Genomic DNA, 15,809 nt, shown 5'->3' with positions numbered 1-15,809 from the left:
TCCAGCCCCGGCACCATTAGAGGCATGCCCTGATACAGCTCCTCCTCCTCAGGAATCTTCGAATTCGCCGAGGCAAGAGGGTGCAGACCGATCTCATGGGACAGCATCCCCATGATGTAACCGATGTCGTACTTCTCGAAGTAGTAACTCGCCAGATTGATCTCCACACCCGCAGCACCCAGATCACGCACATCCGCAGGCGTCTCCGTCGTCCGCACATGCAGCGTGATCCGCACCGGACGGCCACCGACAAAACTCCTGATCGTCCCGTGCTCATCCAGCAACTCGACGATCCGCACCGCCTTGTCCACATACCGATCCGTCTGATTCAAATTGGTGAACTCAAAATTCCCCAACTTGAAGGGGCGCAGGGTCGGCACCGCATCCGCATCCGCATTCGGATCCTGCGGCGTACGCGCCGGGACGTCGGTGACCGCCGTCTCACCTCACCTGGACCAAGACAGCCGACGAGATCCTCAACTCCCTCGTCGACTACCTCGCCAAAGTCGGAACTACCGGTCAAAAAACACAGCAGAACTAATCAACAGGATTTCTGGCGCATCACACTAGCCGGCCGGTGAGCGCTGCCCCGGACACCGCTCACTGCCGGGGGCGGCCTCCGTCTGCGGCCGGGAACCGTGCGCAGAAGTCGTGCCGCGCCGACGGACCGGACACCCGCCTCCCACACGCCGCACAACCGGCCCCCTTCCTGCACCCGTACGGCGCAGCCACACCGTCCGCACCGACGCAGCCTGCGGTACGACCAATGCACTCTGCCGGATGACAACCGGTCGAAGGCCCGGCGGGTCTCGGCCGCGCGCCGGTAGCAAGAGCTCATGTTCTCGAAGATCGCAGCGGTTGCGGCTGCCCTCCTGGTCCTGCCGCTCTCCCCCGCAACCGCCGCCACGCATGGAGCGCGGGCGCAGACGCTGCCACTGGCCGAAGCCATCCACCTCCTGCCCACCGCGGTCGAGTCCCGCGGCGGCTACCAGCGCAGCAGCTTCAAGCACTGGGTCGACGCCGACCGCGACACCTGCAACACCCGGGCGGAAGTCCTGATCGCCGAATCCCGGGTGGAACCGACCATCGAAGCAGGCTGCAAAGTCGTGGCGGGCGAGTGGTACTCCTACTACGACGGCGTCACCCTCACCGCCCCGGGCGGCCTGGACATCGACCACATGGTCCCCCTCGCCGAAGCCTGGGACTCCGGGGCCTCGGGATGGACACCGACACGGCGCGAGGCCTACGCCAACGACCTCGACGCCGACCGCAGCCTGGTCGCCGTCACCGCCCGCACCAACCGCTCCAAAAGCGACCAGGACCCCACCGACTGGCAGCCCCCGCTCGCCGACCCCCGCTGCACCTACGCCACCGACTGGGTCGCCACCAAACTGCGCTGGCAGCTGACCGCCGACGACCGCGAACGAGCCGCCCTCACCGAACTCGCCGCCGGCTGCGGACAGGAGACGGTCGACTACACCCCGGCGCCGTAGCCGTACCCCCAGCTGGCCGGGCGTGGCCCGCCCCCTGCAGGCGGCGGGCACCGCCAGACGGTCTGCCCCCCGTGAGACGGTGCCCGGATCAGAACCTCACCGTGCAAGCCGCGGCAGCCGGCCCAAGGCCGAGCGGCAGCAGGGGCTCCCCAGACAGAAGCATGCCGAGAATCCCGGAAGGGAATCCCGGCAACACCACGAAAATCAGCGGGGAACGGCCCGCGTCAGAACCAGTCGGTACAGCGGATCACCGCAGCCTGACTTGCGGTCCTGATCCACGCGCAGGCGCGCATTGAGCTGCCCCGAGTTTCGTAGAGTCCGGTGATTTTGTTTCAGGCGGACTGCGGGACTCGTTCCTGGCTCTGCCAGAAGTCGCGTTCGTACTCGGCTGGTGGCACGTAGTCGAGCGCGGAGTGCAGGCGTTCTTCGTTGTACCAAGTGATCCACTGGAAGATCGCCCGTTCGACCTGGGCGGGGTCCTTCCAGGGGCCCTGCATCTCGATCAGCTCGGCCTTGAAAGTGCCGTTCAGCGCCTCGGCCATGGCATTGTCGTACGAGTCCGCGACGGAACCGACCGACGCGGAGGCGCCGATGTCCGCGAGCCGGTCAGTGTATCGAATCGACACATATTGGGCACCCCTGTCGCTGTGGTGAATGAGGCCGGAGTCCTTCTTGATTCTCCGGCGCCACAGCGCCATCTCCAGGGCATCCAGGGGCAGTTCGGTCCGCATGTGGTCGGCGACCTGCCAGCCGACGATCATCCGTGAGCACACGTCCAGCACGAACGCCACATATGCCCAGCCCGACCACGTACGGACATACGTCATGTCAGCTACCCACAGCTGATCGGGCCGCGCCGCGGTGAAGTTGCGGTCCACCAGGTCCGGCGGGCGTGGCGCCGACGGCTCCGGGATCGTGGTGCGGCGCCGCCGGCCACGGATCACTCCCTCCAGGCCGCGTTCGGCCATGAGCCGCTCGACGGTGCAGCGGGCCACCTCGATACCCTTGCGCCGCAGCGCGTGGGTGATCCGGCGGGCCCCATACGTGCCGCCGGACTCGGCGTGGACCTGCTCGATCACCGGCATGAACTGTTCGTCGCGGAGCCGGCGGGCCGACTTCGGCCGCTTCTTGCGGGCGAAGTATGTCGACGGCGACAGCTCCAGCACCCGGCAGACGGGATCGACCCCAAGACCGTTCGCACGCAGATGGTCGATCACCTGCTCGGCCTCGTCCGGGGACGGTCGATCTCCTGGACAAAAAATACCGAGGCGGCTTTGAGGATCTCGTTGGCCCGCCTCAACTCCGCTACTTCTTTGCGGAGTTGTTTGAGCTCGTCGTGCTCGGCGGTGGTCAGCCGGTCGTCGCGTTCGCCGTTGTCGGCCTCTGCCTGGCGGACCCAGCCGCGCAGGGCCTCTTTGTGGATGCCGAGGTCCTTCGCGACGTGCGCGATCGGGCGGCCGGTGGCGCGGACCTCGCGGACCGCCCGCTCGCGAAGTTCATCGGGGTATTTACGGGGTGCTGGCATGGTGCTGGTGGATCTCCTTCGCTAGGACCGTAACCCTGGCATCGGGGACTCCACAAATCTCAGTACAGCTCATTCGCCGGGATCGACGAGGTGGAGGTCGAGGCGCTTACGGTCGCGTTCGGCACGGTCGAGGTGGTAGCAACAGGCCGCGCGGCCGGGGTGGCGTGTCCGGACTGCGGCCGCTACGCGGACCGGGTCCACGACCGTTACCAACGCAGGCTGAAGGACCTTCCCCTCGCTGAACAGGGCGCCGTGATCCGGTTGACGGTCCGGCGTTTCATCTGCGGAGTGGCAGACTGCCGGCGCCGGACGTTCGCCGAGCCGTTCTCCCGGCTGGCTGCCCCGCATGCACGGTTCACCACCCGGCTTAACCACGCCCTGGAGCGAGTAGGGCTCGCGCTGGCCGGGCGGGCTGGAGCTCGGCTGGCTGCCCAGCTGGGCTTCGGCGCGGGACGGATGACCTTGTTACGCAGGGTCATGGCATTGCCCGATCCGCAGTTCAGCACACCACGGGTACTGGGCGTGGACGACTTCGCAATCCGTCGCGGCCAGACCTACTCCACCGTTTTGACCAGCGTCGAAGACCATCGCGTGGTCGATGTACTCCCGACCCGCGAAGCAGGGCCCCTGGCCGCCTGGCTAATCGAGCACCCAGGCGTGGAGATCATCTGCCGGGACCGAGCTGGCGCGTACGCCGAAGGCGCCCGCCGCGGTGCCCCCCGACGCTCTGCAGGTCGCCGACCGGTTCCATCTGTGGCAGGGCCTCGGCCGAGCCGTTGAGACCTGCATCGCCGCCCACCGCGAGTGCCTGCGCGGCCCGTCGCCCACCGGCACGCTGCCAGGCGCGACCCGTTCCGCCTCCGGTCGGCCGCAGGACGACTCGGCGCCCGTCGGCCGGCGGGCAGAGCGGAAGAAGGCAGCACATGCCCTGGTCCACGAGTTCCTTGCCCAAGGCCACTCACGTCGGGCGATTGCCCGGCACATGGGGTGGGGTCTCAACACCGTGCTCCGGTACGCGAACGCCGCACGCTGGCAGGACACCTTCCGCGAGAACCGGCCCCGGTCCAGCAGGCGGACCCTTACAAGCCCTACCTGGAGCGGCGATTCGCCGAGGGATGCACCAGCGTCACCCGACTGCACGGCGAACTCACGGCCGCCAACGCGCCCGTCACCTACCAGATGGTCCGCGCCCACATCGCGACCCTCCGCAGGGCTCCGGCCGGCACGGCGCCGCGGCCGCCATCGGTGCGGCAGGTCACCGGCTGGCTCACCCGGCACCCCACGGCCCTGACCGAGGAAGACCGGGCCGGTCTGAAGGATGTCCTGGCCCGCTGCCCCGAACTGGACAAGGCCGCCGGACATGTCCGCGCCTTCGGTGAGATACTCACCGACCGCCTCGGCTCGACACTCCCCACCTGGATCGACGCAGTCGACGCCAGCCAGTTACCCGGTCTCACCGGCTTCGCACTTCACCTGCGCCGAGACTTCGATGCCGTGACAGCCGGGCTGAGCCTGAACTGGAACTCGGGCAGCCTCGAGGGTGCCGTGAACCGCATCAAGAAGATCAAAAGGCAGCTCTACGGCCGAGCCGGATTCGAACTGCTCCGCAAAATGATCTTGCTGCAGTAGCTTGCGCGACGGCAGTGGTCTGTCGCTGGTCGGCCCGTGAAAGGTCAGAGTTCGGTCGTCCAGATCCCGGCAGGGTGCTCACCCGGCGGCTGCCACAACTGAGGCTGCGACTGCCGATGCCGTTCCTCGGCCTGTTCCTCCCAGTGAAAACGGTTATCCGCGTCGGGCCACGTGACTTGCAGCACAGGAGAAGGAGGTCGCCGGTAGAACCCGATGGCCCGCCCGAAGAAGGTCCGGTACCAGCGGAGGTCAACGTCCCTGAGCGCGACGTGGTGACCGTCGACAACGCCAGGGAGCCTCTGGCCCTCAGCCAGTACAGCGCCCGCGGCGGACTTCTCTCCGATGCTGTTGAGCATGCGGTGCATGGCGTGGATGTCGAGTCCGAACACGGCGAGCTCAGAAGCGCCGTGAGTGTGTGCGAGGCCGATCGTGTAGGCGAATCCAGGACCGATGTCGTCCTCGGGAACCATGACGACGTGCCATCCCTGCTGTTGCACATTCTCGATGATCGTCAGATCCATGCGGTCCGCTTCGTCTCGGTCGCCGTAGTGATGGCAAAGGACGCAGCGGCACTGGAACGGATCAGCAGTCATACGCGGAGGCTACGAGGTGAGCGTTTGGGCCGGACAGTCGGACTCGCGACCATCCCTTCAACCGAACGGCACTGTCACCCTCGGCGACGGCTCCCCAAGATCTGTGCCAGAACCGAAACCTGACGTCACTCAGGCGTCGAGCCGGGCCGTCAGGCCGTCGAGGACCCTGTCGAGCCCGTACGCGAAGTCGTCGTCGCGGATCTGCTGCGGGTGCACATCCTGCTGGGCGGAGCTTCCCTCGCGCAGCCGCGGGTGTTGCTGCGCGGCTTCGTCGAAGGCCGGGCGCAGGCCCGCCACCCATTCCTGCTCGGTCTTGCCGCTGCGTGCGATCAGCGAGAGGTACGCGGCCTCGGAGGTCGCGATCCCGATGACGTATGCCGTGAGCGTCCCCGCGGCCTGTTTACTCTCGTCCGTGGGGAAGCCCGCCGCCTCGAACTGCGCGAGCAGCCCCGATGCCATCCGCATGGCGTTAGGGCCGATGTGGACGAGGCCGACCTGGCCGAGCTCAGGGGCGATCCAGGGGTGGCGCAGGCTCATCGCCCGCAGACCGGTGGCGGTGCGGGTGACGGCCGCGCGCCACTGGGTGCGGCCCGCGACGGCCGGTACCTCCAGCTCTCCGTAGACGTCGTCCACGACCAGCTCGATCAGCTCGTCCTTGTTGGCCACGTGCCGGTAGAGGGACGTGGCCGCAGCGTCCAGACGGGTGCCGAGCTTGCGCATGCTGAGCGCCTCGATGCCCTCCGCGTCCAACAGCTCGATCGCCGCGGCCACGATCTGCTCGCGGGTCAGCTGCTCCCGCTGCGTGCGGCGCGGACGGGTCCACACCGATGCGGTCGGCTTCTCGTCGGCTGGCATACGGCCCTCACCCCTGCTCGTCCCGCTGTTCCTCCCCCACGGTAGCGCACGCTGTACGCATCTTGCGTACGACGTTCTCCGATGCGTACAGTGTTCGCAATGAAGAACGCTGTACGCATGGGGTAGGAGCAGGCATGTCGAAGAACGTGAGCTGGGACGAGCAGGGCAACTGGGACGCCAACGGCGAGTGGGGGACCCGGAACTCGGCGGGCCGGAAGCTGGACCTCGCCCACTGGCAGGCCCGCCTCGACGAGCTGCGCGCCAAGCACCACGTTCCGGCCGCGTCGCTGGCGGTCCTCGTCGGCGGGCCCGTCCACGAGCTGGCCAGCGGCGTACTGCACCGCGGAACGGGCGTGGAGGCGACGACCGACTCGGTCTTCCAGATGGGCTCGATAGCGAAGGTATACACCGCCACCCTGATCATGCGGCTCGCCGAATCAGGTCAACTGGACCTGGACGCACCGGTCGTGAACGTACTGCCGGAGTTCTCGGTCGCCGACCCCGAGGCGACCAGGGCGATCACCACGCGCCAACTGCTCAGCCACACCAGCGGCCTCACCTGCGACTTCACCCACGACAGCGGGCGCGGTGACGACTGCCTCGCCAAGTACGTCGAGGCCGCGAAGGACGTGGCACTCGACTGCCCGCCCGGCACCGCGATCTCGTACAGCAGCGTCGGCTACAACGTGCTCGGCCGGATGGTCGAGGTGGTGACCGGCAAGGTGTGGGACGAGGCGCTGAAGGACCTGCTCCTGGCCCCGCTCGGCGTCACGCACACCATGACGCTGCCCGAAGAGGCGCTGCGGTTCCGAGCGGCGATGGGGCACCTGGGCGAGGCGGGCCAGGACCCGGACCCGGCACCCTCCTGGGACCTGATGCCGCGCTCCGCGGGCCCGTACGGCAGGGTCATCGCCACGGCCGGAGACGTCGCGCGGCTGGCGCGGATGCACCTCAACGGCGGTGTGGCGCAGGACGGCACACGCCTGCTCTCCGAGGAGACCGTCGCGCTGATGCAGCGCCGGGTGGTCGACTCCCCCGACAAGTGGACCGTCAGCGCGGACGGGTGGGGCCTGGGCTGGACCCTGTACGACTGGAACGGCGTTCAGGGCTACGGCCACGACGGCGCCTCCATCGGGCAGTACGGCTACCTGCGCGTCGTGCCGTCAGCGGGCGTCGCGGTCGCGTTGCTCACCAACGGCGGCGGTGCGCGTGAGCTGTACGCGGCGCTCTACCGGGAACTCCTCGCCGAGCTGGCCGGGGTGACGATGCCAGAGCCCTTCGCCTCGCCGGCCCAGCCGCCCGTGGTCAACTTCGCGCCGCTCGTCGGCACGTACCGGCGCGAGGGCGTGGTCATCACCGTGACCGAGCAGGACGGCGTGGGGCACGCGGTGTACGAGTTCGTCGACGGCATGAAGGACTTCTCCGAACCCCTGGAGATCGATTTGGTGCCGGTGACGGAGACGGTCTTCGCCGGTACGGGGGTGGGCGCGGCGTTCAGCGAGGACTACATGCCCGTAGTCTTCTCCACGCTGCAGGACGGCACGGGCTGCGTCTACATCGGCATGCGCTGCGGCCCCAAGACCGCGTAATACGACTGCGCCGCGCGAAGCCCGGTTTCTCAAAGCGGTACGAAAAGGGCTCGATCATCCTGACCTCGAACAAGACCTTCAGCGAGTGGGGACAGGTGTTCGGTGACGAGGTCCTCGCCACCGCCATCCTCGACCGCCTTCTCCACCACTGCGACGTGATCTCCATCAACGGACCCAGCTACCGGCTCAAAAACCGGCTCCAGGCCATCGAACGGGACACAGACGTGGCCTGACAGGCCGCGTCGACTCGGCGGCCGGTGCACGATCAGTCGTCTTCGAGTCGCTGGAAGACCGTGGTTCGGCAGAGGGCTGAAATTTCTCTGATCCTGGCCCGGCAGCGCAGTCGGGAAAAATCCATACCGAACTGATCGGTGGGCCCCTGACGCTAACCGACAACGTAGTCCAACGGGTCTAGCTCGAGGCTCTTCCAAGTTTTCCGCAGGCGTTGATCGACGCGGTGCTCCCATTCCCATCAGGCTCGGCCCTAGGCGGGCTGTTGAAGTATGAGGTCGAACTGGCCCGGCTATCACCGCAGCTGGCGGCGCCTTCGGCGCCCGCGCCGGTGACGCGGAGAGCCCCACTGTGGACGGCGTCCACGAAACCTCCGCCCTCACCTGGCGCGATCCGCTGGCCGTGGCACAAAGCGGTGCCCGCTCGGCGGCCGCCTGCGACGACCGCGGCACCGTCGTTACCGTGGCCTGCTCACCCGTGACGCCGGACTTCAGATGCCGGCCTTCGCACTGAGCGTCGAGCACGCCAGGCGGCAGGAGGCCTGACATAGGGACGCTGCACCGCCTGGCCTCTTGAACTGGGTGTTTCCGCGTGCGGACGTCGTCCGCGACGGCGGCCAGGGCCAGCGGCACGACGGCCGCAGCGAGAGCGAATGTACGTGTCGGCAGCCGTGAAGCTGCGGAGGCGGGCATGATGGTCTCCATATCTCGCCCCTTGCTGGGGCGGGTACGAAAGAGGCGCACCCCGGGCTTTGCACGGCACAGGGGGTGCGCCTCTTGCTTTTGATCATTTGGTTGGGGCCCGGCCGGAGGGTCGGGCATGCTGGAAGGTGCTTCAGTCCTGTGACGGGGACCGGAAGTGTCCGGGGCGGCCGGCCTGCCTCTTAGCCGATGCTGCGGCCGCCCCGGGTCCCTCCCCCCAGCGCGGGAGGCGCCTGGACGCTGTGGCAGTCCGGGAGGCTGCTGTCGTGCAGGGACCGGCCATAGGTGGGCCGGATCTCCGCGAGCATCTCAATGAGGACCTCTTCGGTGTCGAGGACGATGCCGGTGTAGCCGCGCCCGCAGGTGCACGGGGTGATCAGCGTCAACAGGGCGCTGGCCCCGTCAGCCTCCGAGATACGCAACGTGTGATGCAGCCACAGACCACCGCCCAAGGGCGCCACCGCCGCTGCCTCAAAACGGCGTACCGCCGGGTAGCCCTGCCAGGTGTCCGGATCGACGACCTGCCCGAGCGTGTACGGGTAGGCGTCGAAGACCAGATGCGCGGCCGTCGTCTCGGCTGCGTCCCGCTCCACTTCCTCGGGCACCTCGTCGACAGCCGCTGCAACGATCTCCATCAGGTGGGCCAGCGGCGAGTCCGCGTCGTAGGGGCGCTGGTCCGGGACGTGCAGCTCGGGATCCATAATGGATCACTCCTTCTCGTCATGTACGGGTGAGTGAGGCTTGGGGCGGGCGTGCCGTAGTTGGGGATGTCGTGCACGTCCGGCCCGGGTCACCGAAGGCTCGCGCCGACCTCTTGCAGCGCCTGCTGGGCGTGCTCGTCCGCGTCCTGGCCCGTGTCGTCGGCCGGGCAGTGCACGGTGCAGACGATGTCCTCGCTGTCGTCGAGATCGCCGGTGAGTGCCCGGTACAGGCAGGTGATGCTGTAGACGGGGACCCAGGCCCAGCCGGTGCATTCGTCGTCGTGCGGGCACGGCAGCAGCACGTCGAAACCGTAGTCCCCTGCGCCGTCGACGTCGGTGCGCAGAGCGAGGGTCAGGTACTGCTGACCGAGGCGGATCTGCGCGACGCGGTCCCCGCCGGCGAGGTCCGAGCCGGGCTTCCACTGCCACAGCGGCAGGATCTCGGGGCCGAAGAACCGGCGGGCCAGCAGCAGGTCCCCCAGGCCCTCGCCACCGTCCAGACCGAGGCCCGCGGTGCGGGTCTCGCTCAGGTGCTTGAGGTGCGGCTCAAGCCGGTAGAGGCGGTCGGCGAAGTCGACCTGCGTGAAGCCCTCACCGATCAGATCCGGGTGGGAGCGCACCATCTCCTTGTGCTGGCGCACCACCACCTCGTCCGGCACCCGCGCAGCAGCGGGGCGCGGGCCCTGGCGGTCGACGCACACCGATGCCGGGGTGTCGACCAGGATCGCGACGGCGGGCATGTGGTGGCGCTTGGCTGCGGCCAGCAGCGGGGCCCGGGAAGCGCGGGTGACGTTCGTGGCGTCCACGATCGTGTTCAGCCCGCGCGCCATGCGGTGTTCCAGCAGCAGGTGCAGCACGTCGAACGCGTCGTCGGTGACGTCCTGGTCCTGGCAGCCGCAATCATCACTGCCCTGGCCGCGCAGGGTGTCCGAGGACAGGACCTGCGAGGCGGGCCAGGTGGCGGCCAGGGTCGACTTTCCAGCGCCGGACGCGCCGATCAGTGCAGCGTCCGGCAGGTCGGGCAACATCAAAGGGTTCATACTCACGTCCTCTGTCGTGGGAGGCGGGCCGGGCTGTCCGGTCCTGTGCCCGGCCCCGCACCGGCCGCCAGAACGTCGGCGGGGGTGCGGGGCGGGACGCAGGGCCGTCAGACCAGGGCGCCGGCCGCGGCCGGGACGAAGCAGGGCCAGGGCGCCGAGGATCAGGTCGACCGCGCGCTGCAGGTGCCCGAACTTGCGCACCGCGATGGTGGACAGGGTCCGAATGTGGGCGGCCCAGTGGTCGTCGTGCATGCAGGCGCGGATGCCGTCCTCATCCAGGCGTGCCCAGTGTGTGAAGGAGCCGCGCGCATCACCGCGTAAGCGGGGGCGAACGACGATAAGCAGCAGCACGGAGGCGGCAGCCAGGGCGAGAGCAGCGAGCGCACCGCACAGCCGGGTGGCCGGTGGCAGATCGTGGTCGGCGGGGGAGGCCAGACCGACCAGGACCTCGCCGGTGAAGGCCAGAAGCAGGGATGACTTGCCGTCGGTGCGGACGATCTCACCGGCGACCGCGGCGCGGCCGGCGTCCAGGTTCGCGTCGACGGACGGGGTGGTGACCGTGGTCATGGTCGGCGAATGTCCTCTCATCTCGTCAGCTCTGCTGGCGGCGGTCGGTGGCGGTCATGTCGGCGAGCGTCGTCTCGAATGGCTGGTCGTTCTCCAAGACGGTCTCCGTGAGGACCTGCGCGGCGCGGTCGCTGTCGCCGCTCTGCACGGCGGCCCGAAGTTCGACGGTCTTGTCGGCGATGAAGCCCATGAGGAAGTCCTTCGGTGGTGAGGGCGAAGAGATGCGACGGTGCGGCGGCCGTGAGGGCAGCCGCCGTCAGCACTACAGGCGCGGCCGGCGCCGGTCGAACCGGCAACTGCAGGTTTTCCCTTCGGATAGGTCGCGGATCCATTCATTCGCCGCCTGCGTCACGCTCGAGAAGGCAGCCCAAGCGGTAGGACCGGAACCTGTGTGTAGCTCTCACCAGGGCAGGGGTGATGCTTTTCGGTGTGGACCGAAAAGTTTTGCCCCTGCCACCGAATCGAGCACAGGATGGGCTCACCTCCGGTCCGCAGCGGGCCGGCATCGCGACTTTTGATGACTCGGGAGAGACCAATGTTCAAGAAGTTCATGCAGACAGCAGCAGCGCTGACGCTTGCCGTCGGCGCTGTCACCGGTGCCGCTGCGACCGCACAGGCTGGCGAACAGACGAACCGCACGGAGAGCGCTGCTGTCCAGAGCGTGCAGTGGCAGGGGCCGTTCAGCGACTATGCAACCTGCGTGACCGTTCAGAGCGAGTTCCGGCGCTACTACACCATCACCAAGACGTGCGCCTACTACGCGTCCTCCGGCTACTACTTCGCATACGACAACGGCAGCTGAGCGGCGCCTGCACGGTGAGGCGGTAGCTCTGTGGGGCAGGCCTGCCGCAGCCTGCCCCACACACGATGTCGGCACGGCGAAGGTCGCAGCAGGCGGGCGTTACGGCAGAGAGTCGATCTGCGGGAACTATCAGCACGTAGACCAGGGAGAAGACGTGCACAGCATTCGGCGGATCTTCAGCGTGGGGGCGGCTGCGCTCGTGCTCGGGGCAGGGCTCGTGGCCGGCTCTTCCGGTACGGCTCAGGCGGCGCCATCGGACTGCACGGGGGGTGCGAACGGTTTCACCGACATCCCGGACAGTCTCAGCGGTCAGGGTGTGGCGGGAGCAGGGGCGGTGGTGATCGACAATCCCCACGCCGTCGCCTCGTACGCGATGCAGGCCGGCAATGTCGGAGGCCGACAGATGGCGTGGGGCGTCCTGACCACCGGAAGTGGCGGCAACTGGAGCCCCACGGCCAGGGGACTGGTCTGGATGGATGTCACCAACAACAGCGGGGCTTCATGGATCCAATGTGGTCCGTTCACCACGTTCTCAGCCGGCGCCAGGCTCACGACGGCGGCCTACCCGACCAGCAGCTCGGCGAGCCGAGCCTTCCGTGTCTGCGCGCAGGTGACCAGCCTCGGCACCGACAGCAACATCGCCTGCACTGGTTGGTGGTAGACCACCAACCTGCCCCATTCCGGGCACCACGGCCCTGCAACCGCTTGATGGAGATCGCCGCCGCCGCGGACGCTTCGCCGACCGCGGCGGCGGCGATCTCCATCAGGTAAGCCAGTGGGGAGTCCGGCTCGTACCGGGGGGCCGTGGTGCGCAGGGTGTCGGGCATCGGTTGTCCGGGCAGGTTGTGCTCAGGTCGGGCTGTCCGGTCCTGCGCCCGCCCCCGCGCCGGCTGCCAGAAGGTCGGCGGGGGTGCGGGTCGGGACGCAGGGCCGTCAGACCAGGGCGCCGATCACGGCCAGCAGGAACATCGCGAGGGCCAGGAGGATCAGGTCGACCGCCCACTGCAGGTGCCCGAACTTGCGCACGGCGATCCGGGACAGGATCTGGATGCGGGCGGCGCGGACGTCGCCGTGCAGCGCCTCACGGATCTCCGCTTCGCTCATCCGCGCCCAGGCCGGGAACGACTCGCGGCCGCCACCGCGTAACCGCGGGCGCACAACCATCAGCAGCAGCACGGAGGCCGCCATCAGCGCCAGGACCGCTGTCGTCACGCAGGCCAGAGAGAAGACGGGCAGTGGCTGACCGACGAGGGAAGCAAGGCCAGCCAGGACGGCGCCGGTGAACGCAAGCAGCAGGCTGGATTTTCCGTCCGTGCGGGCGATCTCCCCGCTGACGTGGGCGCAGGCTGCGTCCAGGTTGTGGTCGGTGCGGGTGCTGGAGTGGTCCGGGACGATCAGGGCGGGCAGGGCCATGACGGCTCTCCTCAAGCAGATGAGTGGTGTGGTCAGAAAGGGGCTTCGGCCGGCAGTCCAGGCAGCGGCAGGAGCGGGATACGCAGTTCGCGCCGCTGCGACCAGCAGGGGCACGCCTCCATCTACGGATCCGGGCCAGCGACCCACCAGCCGTCCGCGCCGTGGCAGCGCGGGCAGGAACGGCGGGCGCGAGGTGTCACGTGGATGCGGTGCCGGTCGGCGTACAGCTGCCAGCAGCCGGCCCGCAGGACGGCCGCGGCCGTGCCAAGCGTGAGGGCGATGGCGGCCGTCAGGAGCACGGCGGTGTGAGTGAGTGACGCTGTTGGGGATCTTGGAGGTCAGGATTTCCCTGCGGTACGCCATGCGGTCGGCCGTGGGATGTGTTGCCAGTCCAGGAAGTTCTGGAGGGCAGTGGGTGTCCGAGGTCGGCGTTCAGCCGTTGGTGTAGCAAGTTCCGCGTTGACGCGTTCGATGTTGACGGCGATAGCAGTGAGGACGTGCTGGACGTGGGTCTTGGTCTGACTCCGGTAGCGGGTTTGTCGCATGCCGTGGCCGTTGACGAACTCGTTGACGGTGCTCTCGACGCCGGCGCGCATCGCGTAGTTCGCCTTCCAGGGAGTGGTCTGCTGGGCGGCTCGCGCGGCAGCCTGCCGTTCGTAGAGCTGCTTGGGCAGGAAGTTCAGCTGCCGTCGGTCCCCGCGGGTGCAGCTGGACTTGACCAGGCACGGGCCGCAGTCCTCCTTGGCGAACCTGACCCGGGTATAGGGGGCGATCGACAGCGGCGTCGACCACTCCCGGCTCAGCTTGCCCTGCGGGCAGACGACCTGTTGTCGTTCCCAGTCGATGGTGAAGGCGTCGCGGTCGAACACGTTGCCCTTGCGTGACTGGCGGGTGCGCTTCTTCCGGACCGGTCCCACCAGAGTGATTCCGGGCTCTGTCGGCGATCTTGTGATGCTGTCCGGCTGAACTGGGCATTTACAGGGTGTGCGGTTCAGGGGATTTGGGGCGGTTGCTGCCTCATTTAGCGGGTGTGGTCGTGGAGTCCGTCGAGCGGGTGGCAGGGGCAGTCACGTTTCGTACATCGTGCCGGACGCTCCCGGCGAGATGTACGTCCTGTGCGATGCCTGCCTGGCGGGTGCACGGGCGGTACCGGCGCCGCCTCGCTGACGCACCCATCGGTGCGGCCCCCGTCGTGATCGAGTTCATGGTGCGGCGCTTCAAATGCCTCAACTCCCGTTGCCCGGCGGTGACATTCGCCGAGCAGATTGAGGGGCTGACCAGCCCGCACGCCCGCTACACGCCACTGCTGCGAGCGGTGCTCACTTCGATCGCCCTGACGCTGGCGGGCCGTCCCGGGGCGCGGCTTGCCGGCGCGTTGAGCATCCGCGTCGAGAAGGACACGCTCCTGCATCTCCTTCGCGCTGTCCCTGAGCCGCCTCCGGTCCAGGTCAGAGTGCTGGGCGTGGACGATTTCGCGCTGCGCAAGGGTGATTCGTACGCCACCATCCTCGTCGACCTGGAGGCCCGCAGGCCGCTCGATGTGCTGGCCGGCCGGGACGCCGCACCGCTGGCCGACTGGCTGCGCGGTCATCCCGAGGTGGAGATCATTTGCCGGGACCGGGCCGGCGCCTACGCGGAGGGCGCCCGCACCGGCGCCCCGCAGGCGAAGCAGATCGCGGACGGGTGGCATCTGTGGCGGAACCTCGCCGAGTCCCTGGAGAAGACGGTCGGCGCCCACCACGGCTGCATCCGGGCCGCGTTCGCGACACCCCTGGCCACCAAGATGGACTCCGCCGGGGACCTGGTCGCCAAGGAGCCGTCCACCGCGGAGAGCGTCCCGTTCGTTCCGCCGGACGGGACGCTCGACTTCGCGGGCCGCCCGCGGCGCCTGGTGGCCCGCACCACCGAACGCTACGAGGCGGTGCAGCAGCGGCTGACCGAGGGCAAGGCTCTGGCCGCGATCCGCCGTGAGCTGCGGCTCGACCACTCCACCGTGCGCCGCTTCGCCCGTGCCCGCAGTCTCGATGAACTCCTGGTCAAGGCCACCAACCGGGCGACTCTTCTGGACGATTTCAAGCCCTACGTGCACCAGCGGTGGACCGAGGGCTGCCACAGCATTCCCCAGCTCCACCGCGAACTGCGCGAGCAGGGCTTCACCGGCGGCATCCAGTGCGTCCGGCGCTACTTCCGCCCGTTCAAGAAGCCCCACAGCACCCTCCTCAAGGATCCACCAGGACCTCCTCCAGAACCCCGGTCGGCGCCGAAGCCCCGCCGGGTCGTCCGCTGGATCATGACGAACCCCGAGCACCTCGCCGAGACCGACGCGGCCGAGCTCAAGGAGATCCGGACCGTCTGCCCCGAACTCGACGCCGCCTCACGCCACGTCCGCGACTTCGCCACCATGATGCGCGATCACCGCAGTGACCTCCTGCCCGCCTGGCTGGACCGGGTCCTCACGGACGACCTGCCCGCTCTGCACTCCCTCGTCAACGGCCTGCGCCGCGACATCGACGCCGTCACCGCGGCCTTTTCCACCTCCTGGAGCTCAGGCCAGGTCGAGGGCCACATGACACGCGTCAAACTGATCAAGCGGAAGGGCTACGGCCGAGCCAACCTCGACCTGCTCCGCAAACGGATACTCCTCATGACCTGACCTGACCTGACCTGACC

At 68.3% G+C, this 15,809-nt stretch carries 17 protein-coding genes and 1 pseudogene; 8 read left to right on the top strand and 10 right to left on the bottom strand.

Annotated elements, in window-relative coordinates; all coding sequences use genetic code 11:
* A partial coding sequence (locus K3769_RS00095) for a hypothetical protein (RefSeq protein WP_267024327.1) occupies window positions 1-380 on the bottom strand: 380 nt, incomplete at its 3' end.
* Window positions 381-836: 456 nt separating this feature from the next.
* On the opposite strand from K3769_RS00095, the gene K3769_RS00090 reads away from it, so the two are divergent.
* Entirely contained in the window at window positions 837-1,493 is a 657-nt protein-coding gene (locus tag K3769_RS00090; protein ID WP_267024326.1) for an HNH endonuclease family protein, read from the top strand.
* Between the two features lie 332 nt (window positions 1,494-1,825).
* On the opposite strand, the gene K3769_RS00085 is transcribed toward K3769_RS00090, so the two are convergent.
* Window positions 1,826-3,018 (bottom strand): IS3 family transposase gene (locus K3769_RS00085; protein ID WP_372514834.1). Its coding sequence is split into 2 segments (ribosomal slippage): window positions 1,826-2,757 and window positions 2,757-3,018, totalling 1,194 coding nucleotides; the frame shifts between segments, so codons are not numbered across the junction.
* Between the two features lie 90 nt (window positions 3,019-3,108).
* Here K3769_RS00085 and K3769_RS00080 point away from each other — a divergent pair.
* Window positions 3,109-3,798, top strand: coding sequence for an ISL3 family transposase (locus K3769_RS00080; RefSeq protein WP_308216235.1), 690 nt, complete (start codon window positions 3,109-3,111; stop codon window positions 3,796-3,798).
* Window positions 3,799-4,005: 207 nt separating this feature from the next.
* The gene (locus K3769_RS00075; protein ID WP_267024324.1) at window positions 4,006-4,647 is read left to right on the top strand and encodes a transposase; all 642 of its coding nucleotides are present in this window, start codon (window positions 4,006-4,008) and stop codon (window positions 4,645-4,647) included.
* Window positions 4,648-4,691: 44 nt separating this feature from the next.
* Here the strand turns inward: K3769_RS00075 and K3769_RS00070 are convergent, their stop codons facing one another.
* The gene (locus K3769_RS00070; protein WP_267024323.1) at window positions 4,692-5,240 is read right to left on the bottom strand and encodes a DUF4262 domain-containing protein; all 549 of its coding nucleotides are present in this window, start codon (window positions 5,238-5,240) and stop codon (window positions 4,692-4,694) included.
* A gap of 129 nt (window positions 5,241-5,369) precedes the next feature.
* On the bottom strand, window positions 5,370-6,095 hold the full coding sequence (locus K3769_RS00065) for a TetR/AcrR family transcriptional regulator (protein WP_267024322.1): 726 nt from the start codon (window positions 6,093-6,095) through the stop codon (window positions 5,370-5,372).
* Window positions 6,096-6,229: 134 nt separating this feature from the next.
* Between K3769_RS00065 and K3769_RS00060 the strand changes: the two genes are divergently transcribed.
* Window positions 6,230-7,684 carry a serine hydrolase domain-containing protein gene (locus tag K3769_RS00060; protein ID WP_267024321.1) on the top strand — a complete coding sequence of 485 codons (1,455 nt, stop codon included), beginning with the start codon at window positions 6,230-6,232 and terminating at the stop codon, window positions 7,682-7,684.
* Window positions 7,685-7,713: 29 nt separating this feature from the next.
* A pseudogene (locus K3769_RS00055) lies at window positions 7,714-7,917 on the top strand (ATP-binding protein); the annotation flags it as partial.
* 881 nt (window positions 7,918-8,798) lie between these two features.
* Here the strand turns inward: K3769_RS00055 and K3769_RS00050 are convergent.
* From K3769_RS00050 to K3769_RS00035, 3 genes are all read right to left on the bottom strand, one after another.
* Window positions 8,799-9,317, bottom strand: coding sequence for a hypothetical protein (locus K3769_RS00050; protein WP_267024320.1), 519 nt, complete (start codon window positions 9,315-9,317; stop codon window positions 8,799-8,801).
* Window positions 9,318-9,406: 89 nt separating this feature from the next.
* The gene (locus K3769_RS40820) at window positions 9,407-10,924 is read right to left on the bottom strand and encodes an AAA family ATPase (protein WP_308216234.1); all 1,518 of its coding nucleotides are present in this window, start codon (window positions 10,922-10,924) and stop codon (window positions 9,407-9,409) included.
* A gap of 25 nt (window positions 10,925-10,949) precedes the next feature.
* The gene (locus K3769_RS00035; protein ID WP_267024319.1) at window positions 10,950-11,114 is read right to left on the bottom strand and encodes a hypothetical protein; all 165 of its coding nucleotides are present in this window, start codon (window positions 11,112-11,114) and stop codon (window positions 10,950-10,952) included.
* A 345-nt stretch (window positions 11,115-11,459) separates the two neighbouring features.
* Between K3769_RS00035 and K3769_RS00030 the strand changes: the two genes are divergently transcribed.
* Window positions 11,460-11,726: a hypothetical protein gene (locus tag K3769_RS00030; protein WP_267024318.1), complete on the top strand. Its 267-nt coding sequence runs from the start codon at window positions 11,460-11,462 to the stop codon at window positions 11,724-11,726.
* Between the two features lie 154 nt (window positions 11,727-11,880).
* A complete protein-coding gene (locus K3769_RS00025; protein ID WP_267024317.1) occupies window positions 11,881-12,387 on the top strand; it encodes a hypothetical protein in 507 nt (168 codons plus the stop codon).
* Between the two features lie 272 nt (window positions 12,388-12,659).
* Here the strand turns inward: K3769_RS00025 and K3769_RS00020 are convergent, their stop codons facing one another.
* The 3 genes from K3769_RS00020 to K3769_RS00010 all read right to left on the bottom strand — a co-directional run bounded on the left by K3769_RS00020 (window position 12,660) and on the right by K3769_RS00010 (window position 14,056).
* Window positions 12,660-13,139 carry a Pycsar system effector family protein gene (locus K3769_RS00020; RefSeq protein ID WP_267024316.1) on the bottom strand — a complete coding sequence of 160 codons (480 nt, stop codon included), beginning with the start codon at window positions 13,137-13,139 and terminating at the stop codon, window positions 12,660-12,662.
* A 122-nt stretch (window positions 13,140-13,261) separates the two neighbouring features.
* Window positions 13,262-13,438: a hypothetical protein gene (locus K3769_RS40815; RefSeq protein ID WP_308216233.1), complete on the bottom strand. Its 177-nt coding sequence runs from the start codon at window positions 13,436-13,438 to the stop codon at window positions 13,262-13,264.
* A gap of 39 nt (window positions 13,439-13,477) precedes the next feature.
* Window positions 13,478-14,056, bottom strand: coding sequence for a transposase (locus K3769_RS00010; RefSeq protein ID WP_267024315.1), 579 nt, complete (start codon window positions 14,054-14,056; stop codon window positions 13,478-13,480).
* 65 nt (window positions 14,057-14,121) lie between these two features.
* On the opposite strand from K3769_RS00010, the gene K3769_RS00005 reads away from it, so the two are divergent.
* Window positions 14,122-15,792, top strand: coding sequence for an ISL3 family transposase (locus K3769_RS00005; RefSeq protein WP_308216232.1), 1,671 nt, complete (start codon window positions 14,122-14,124; stop codon window positions 15,790-15,792).
* Window positions 15,793-15,809 lie beyond the last annotated feature (17 nt).

This window comes from Streptomyces ortus, assembly GCF_026341275.1.
Classification (GTDB): Bacteria; Actinomycetota; Actinomycetes; order Streptomycetales; family Streptomycetaceae; genus Streptomyces; species Streptomyces ortus.
This window is presented reverse-complemented; position numbering and strand designations above follow the sequence as displayed.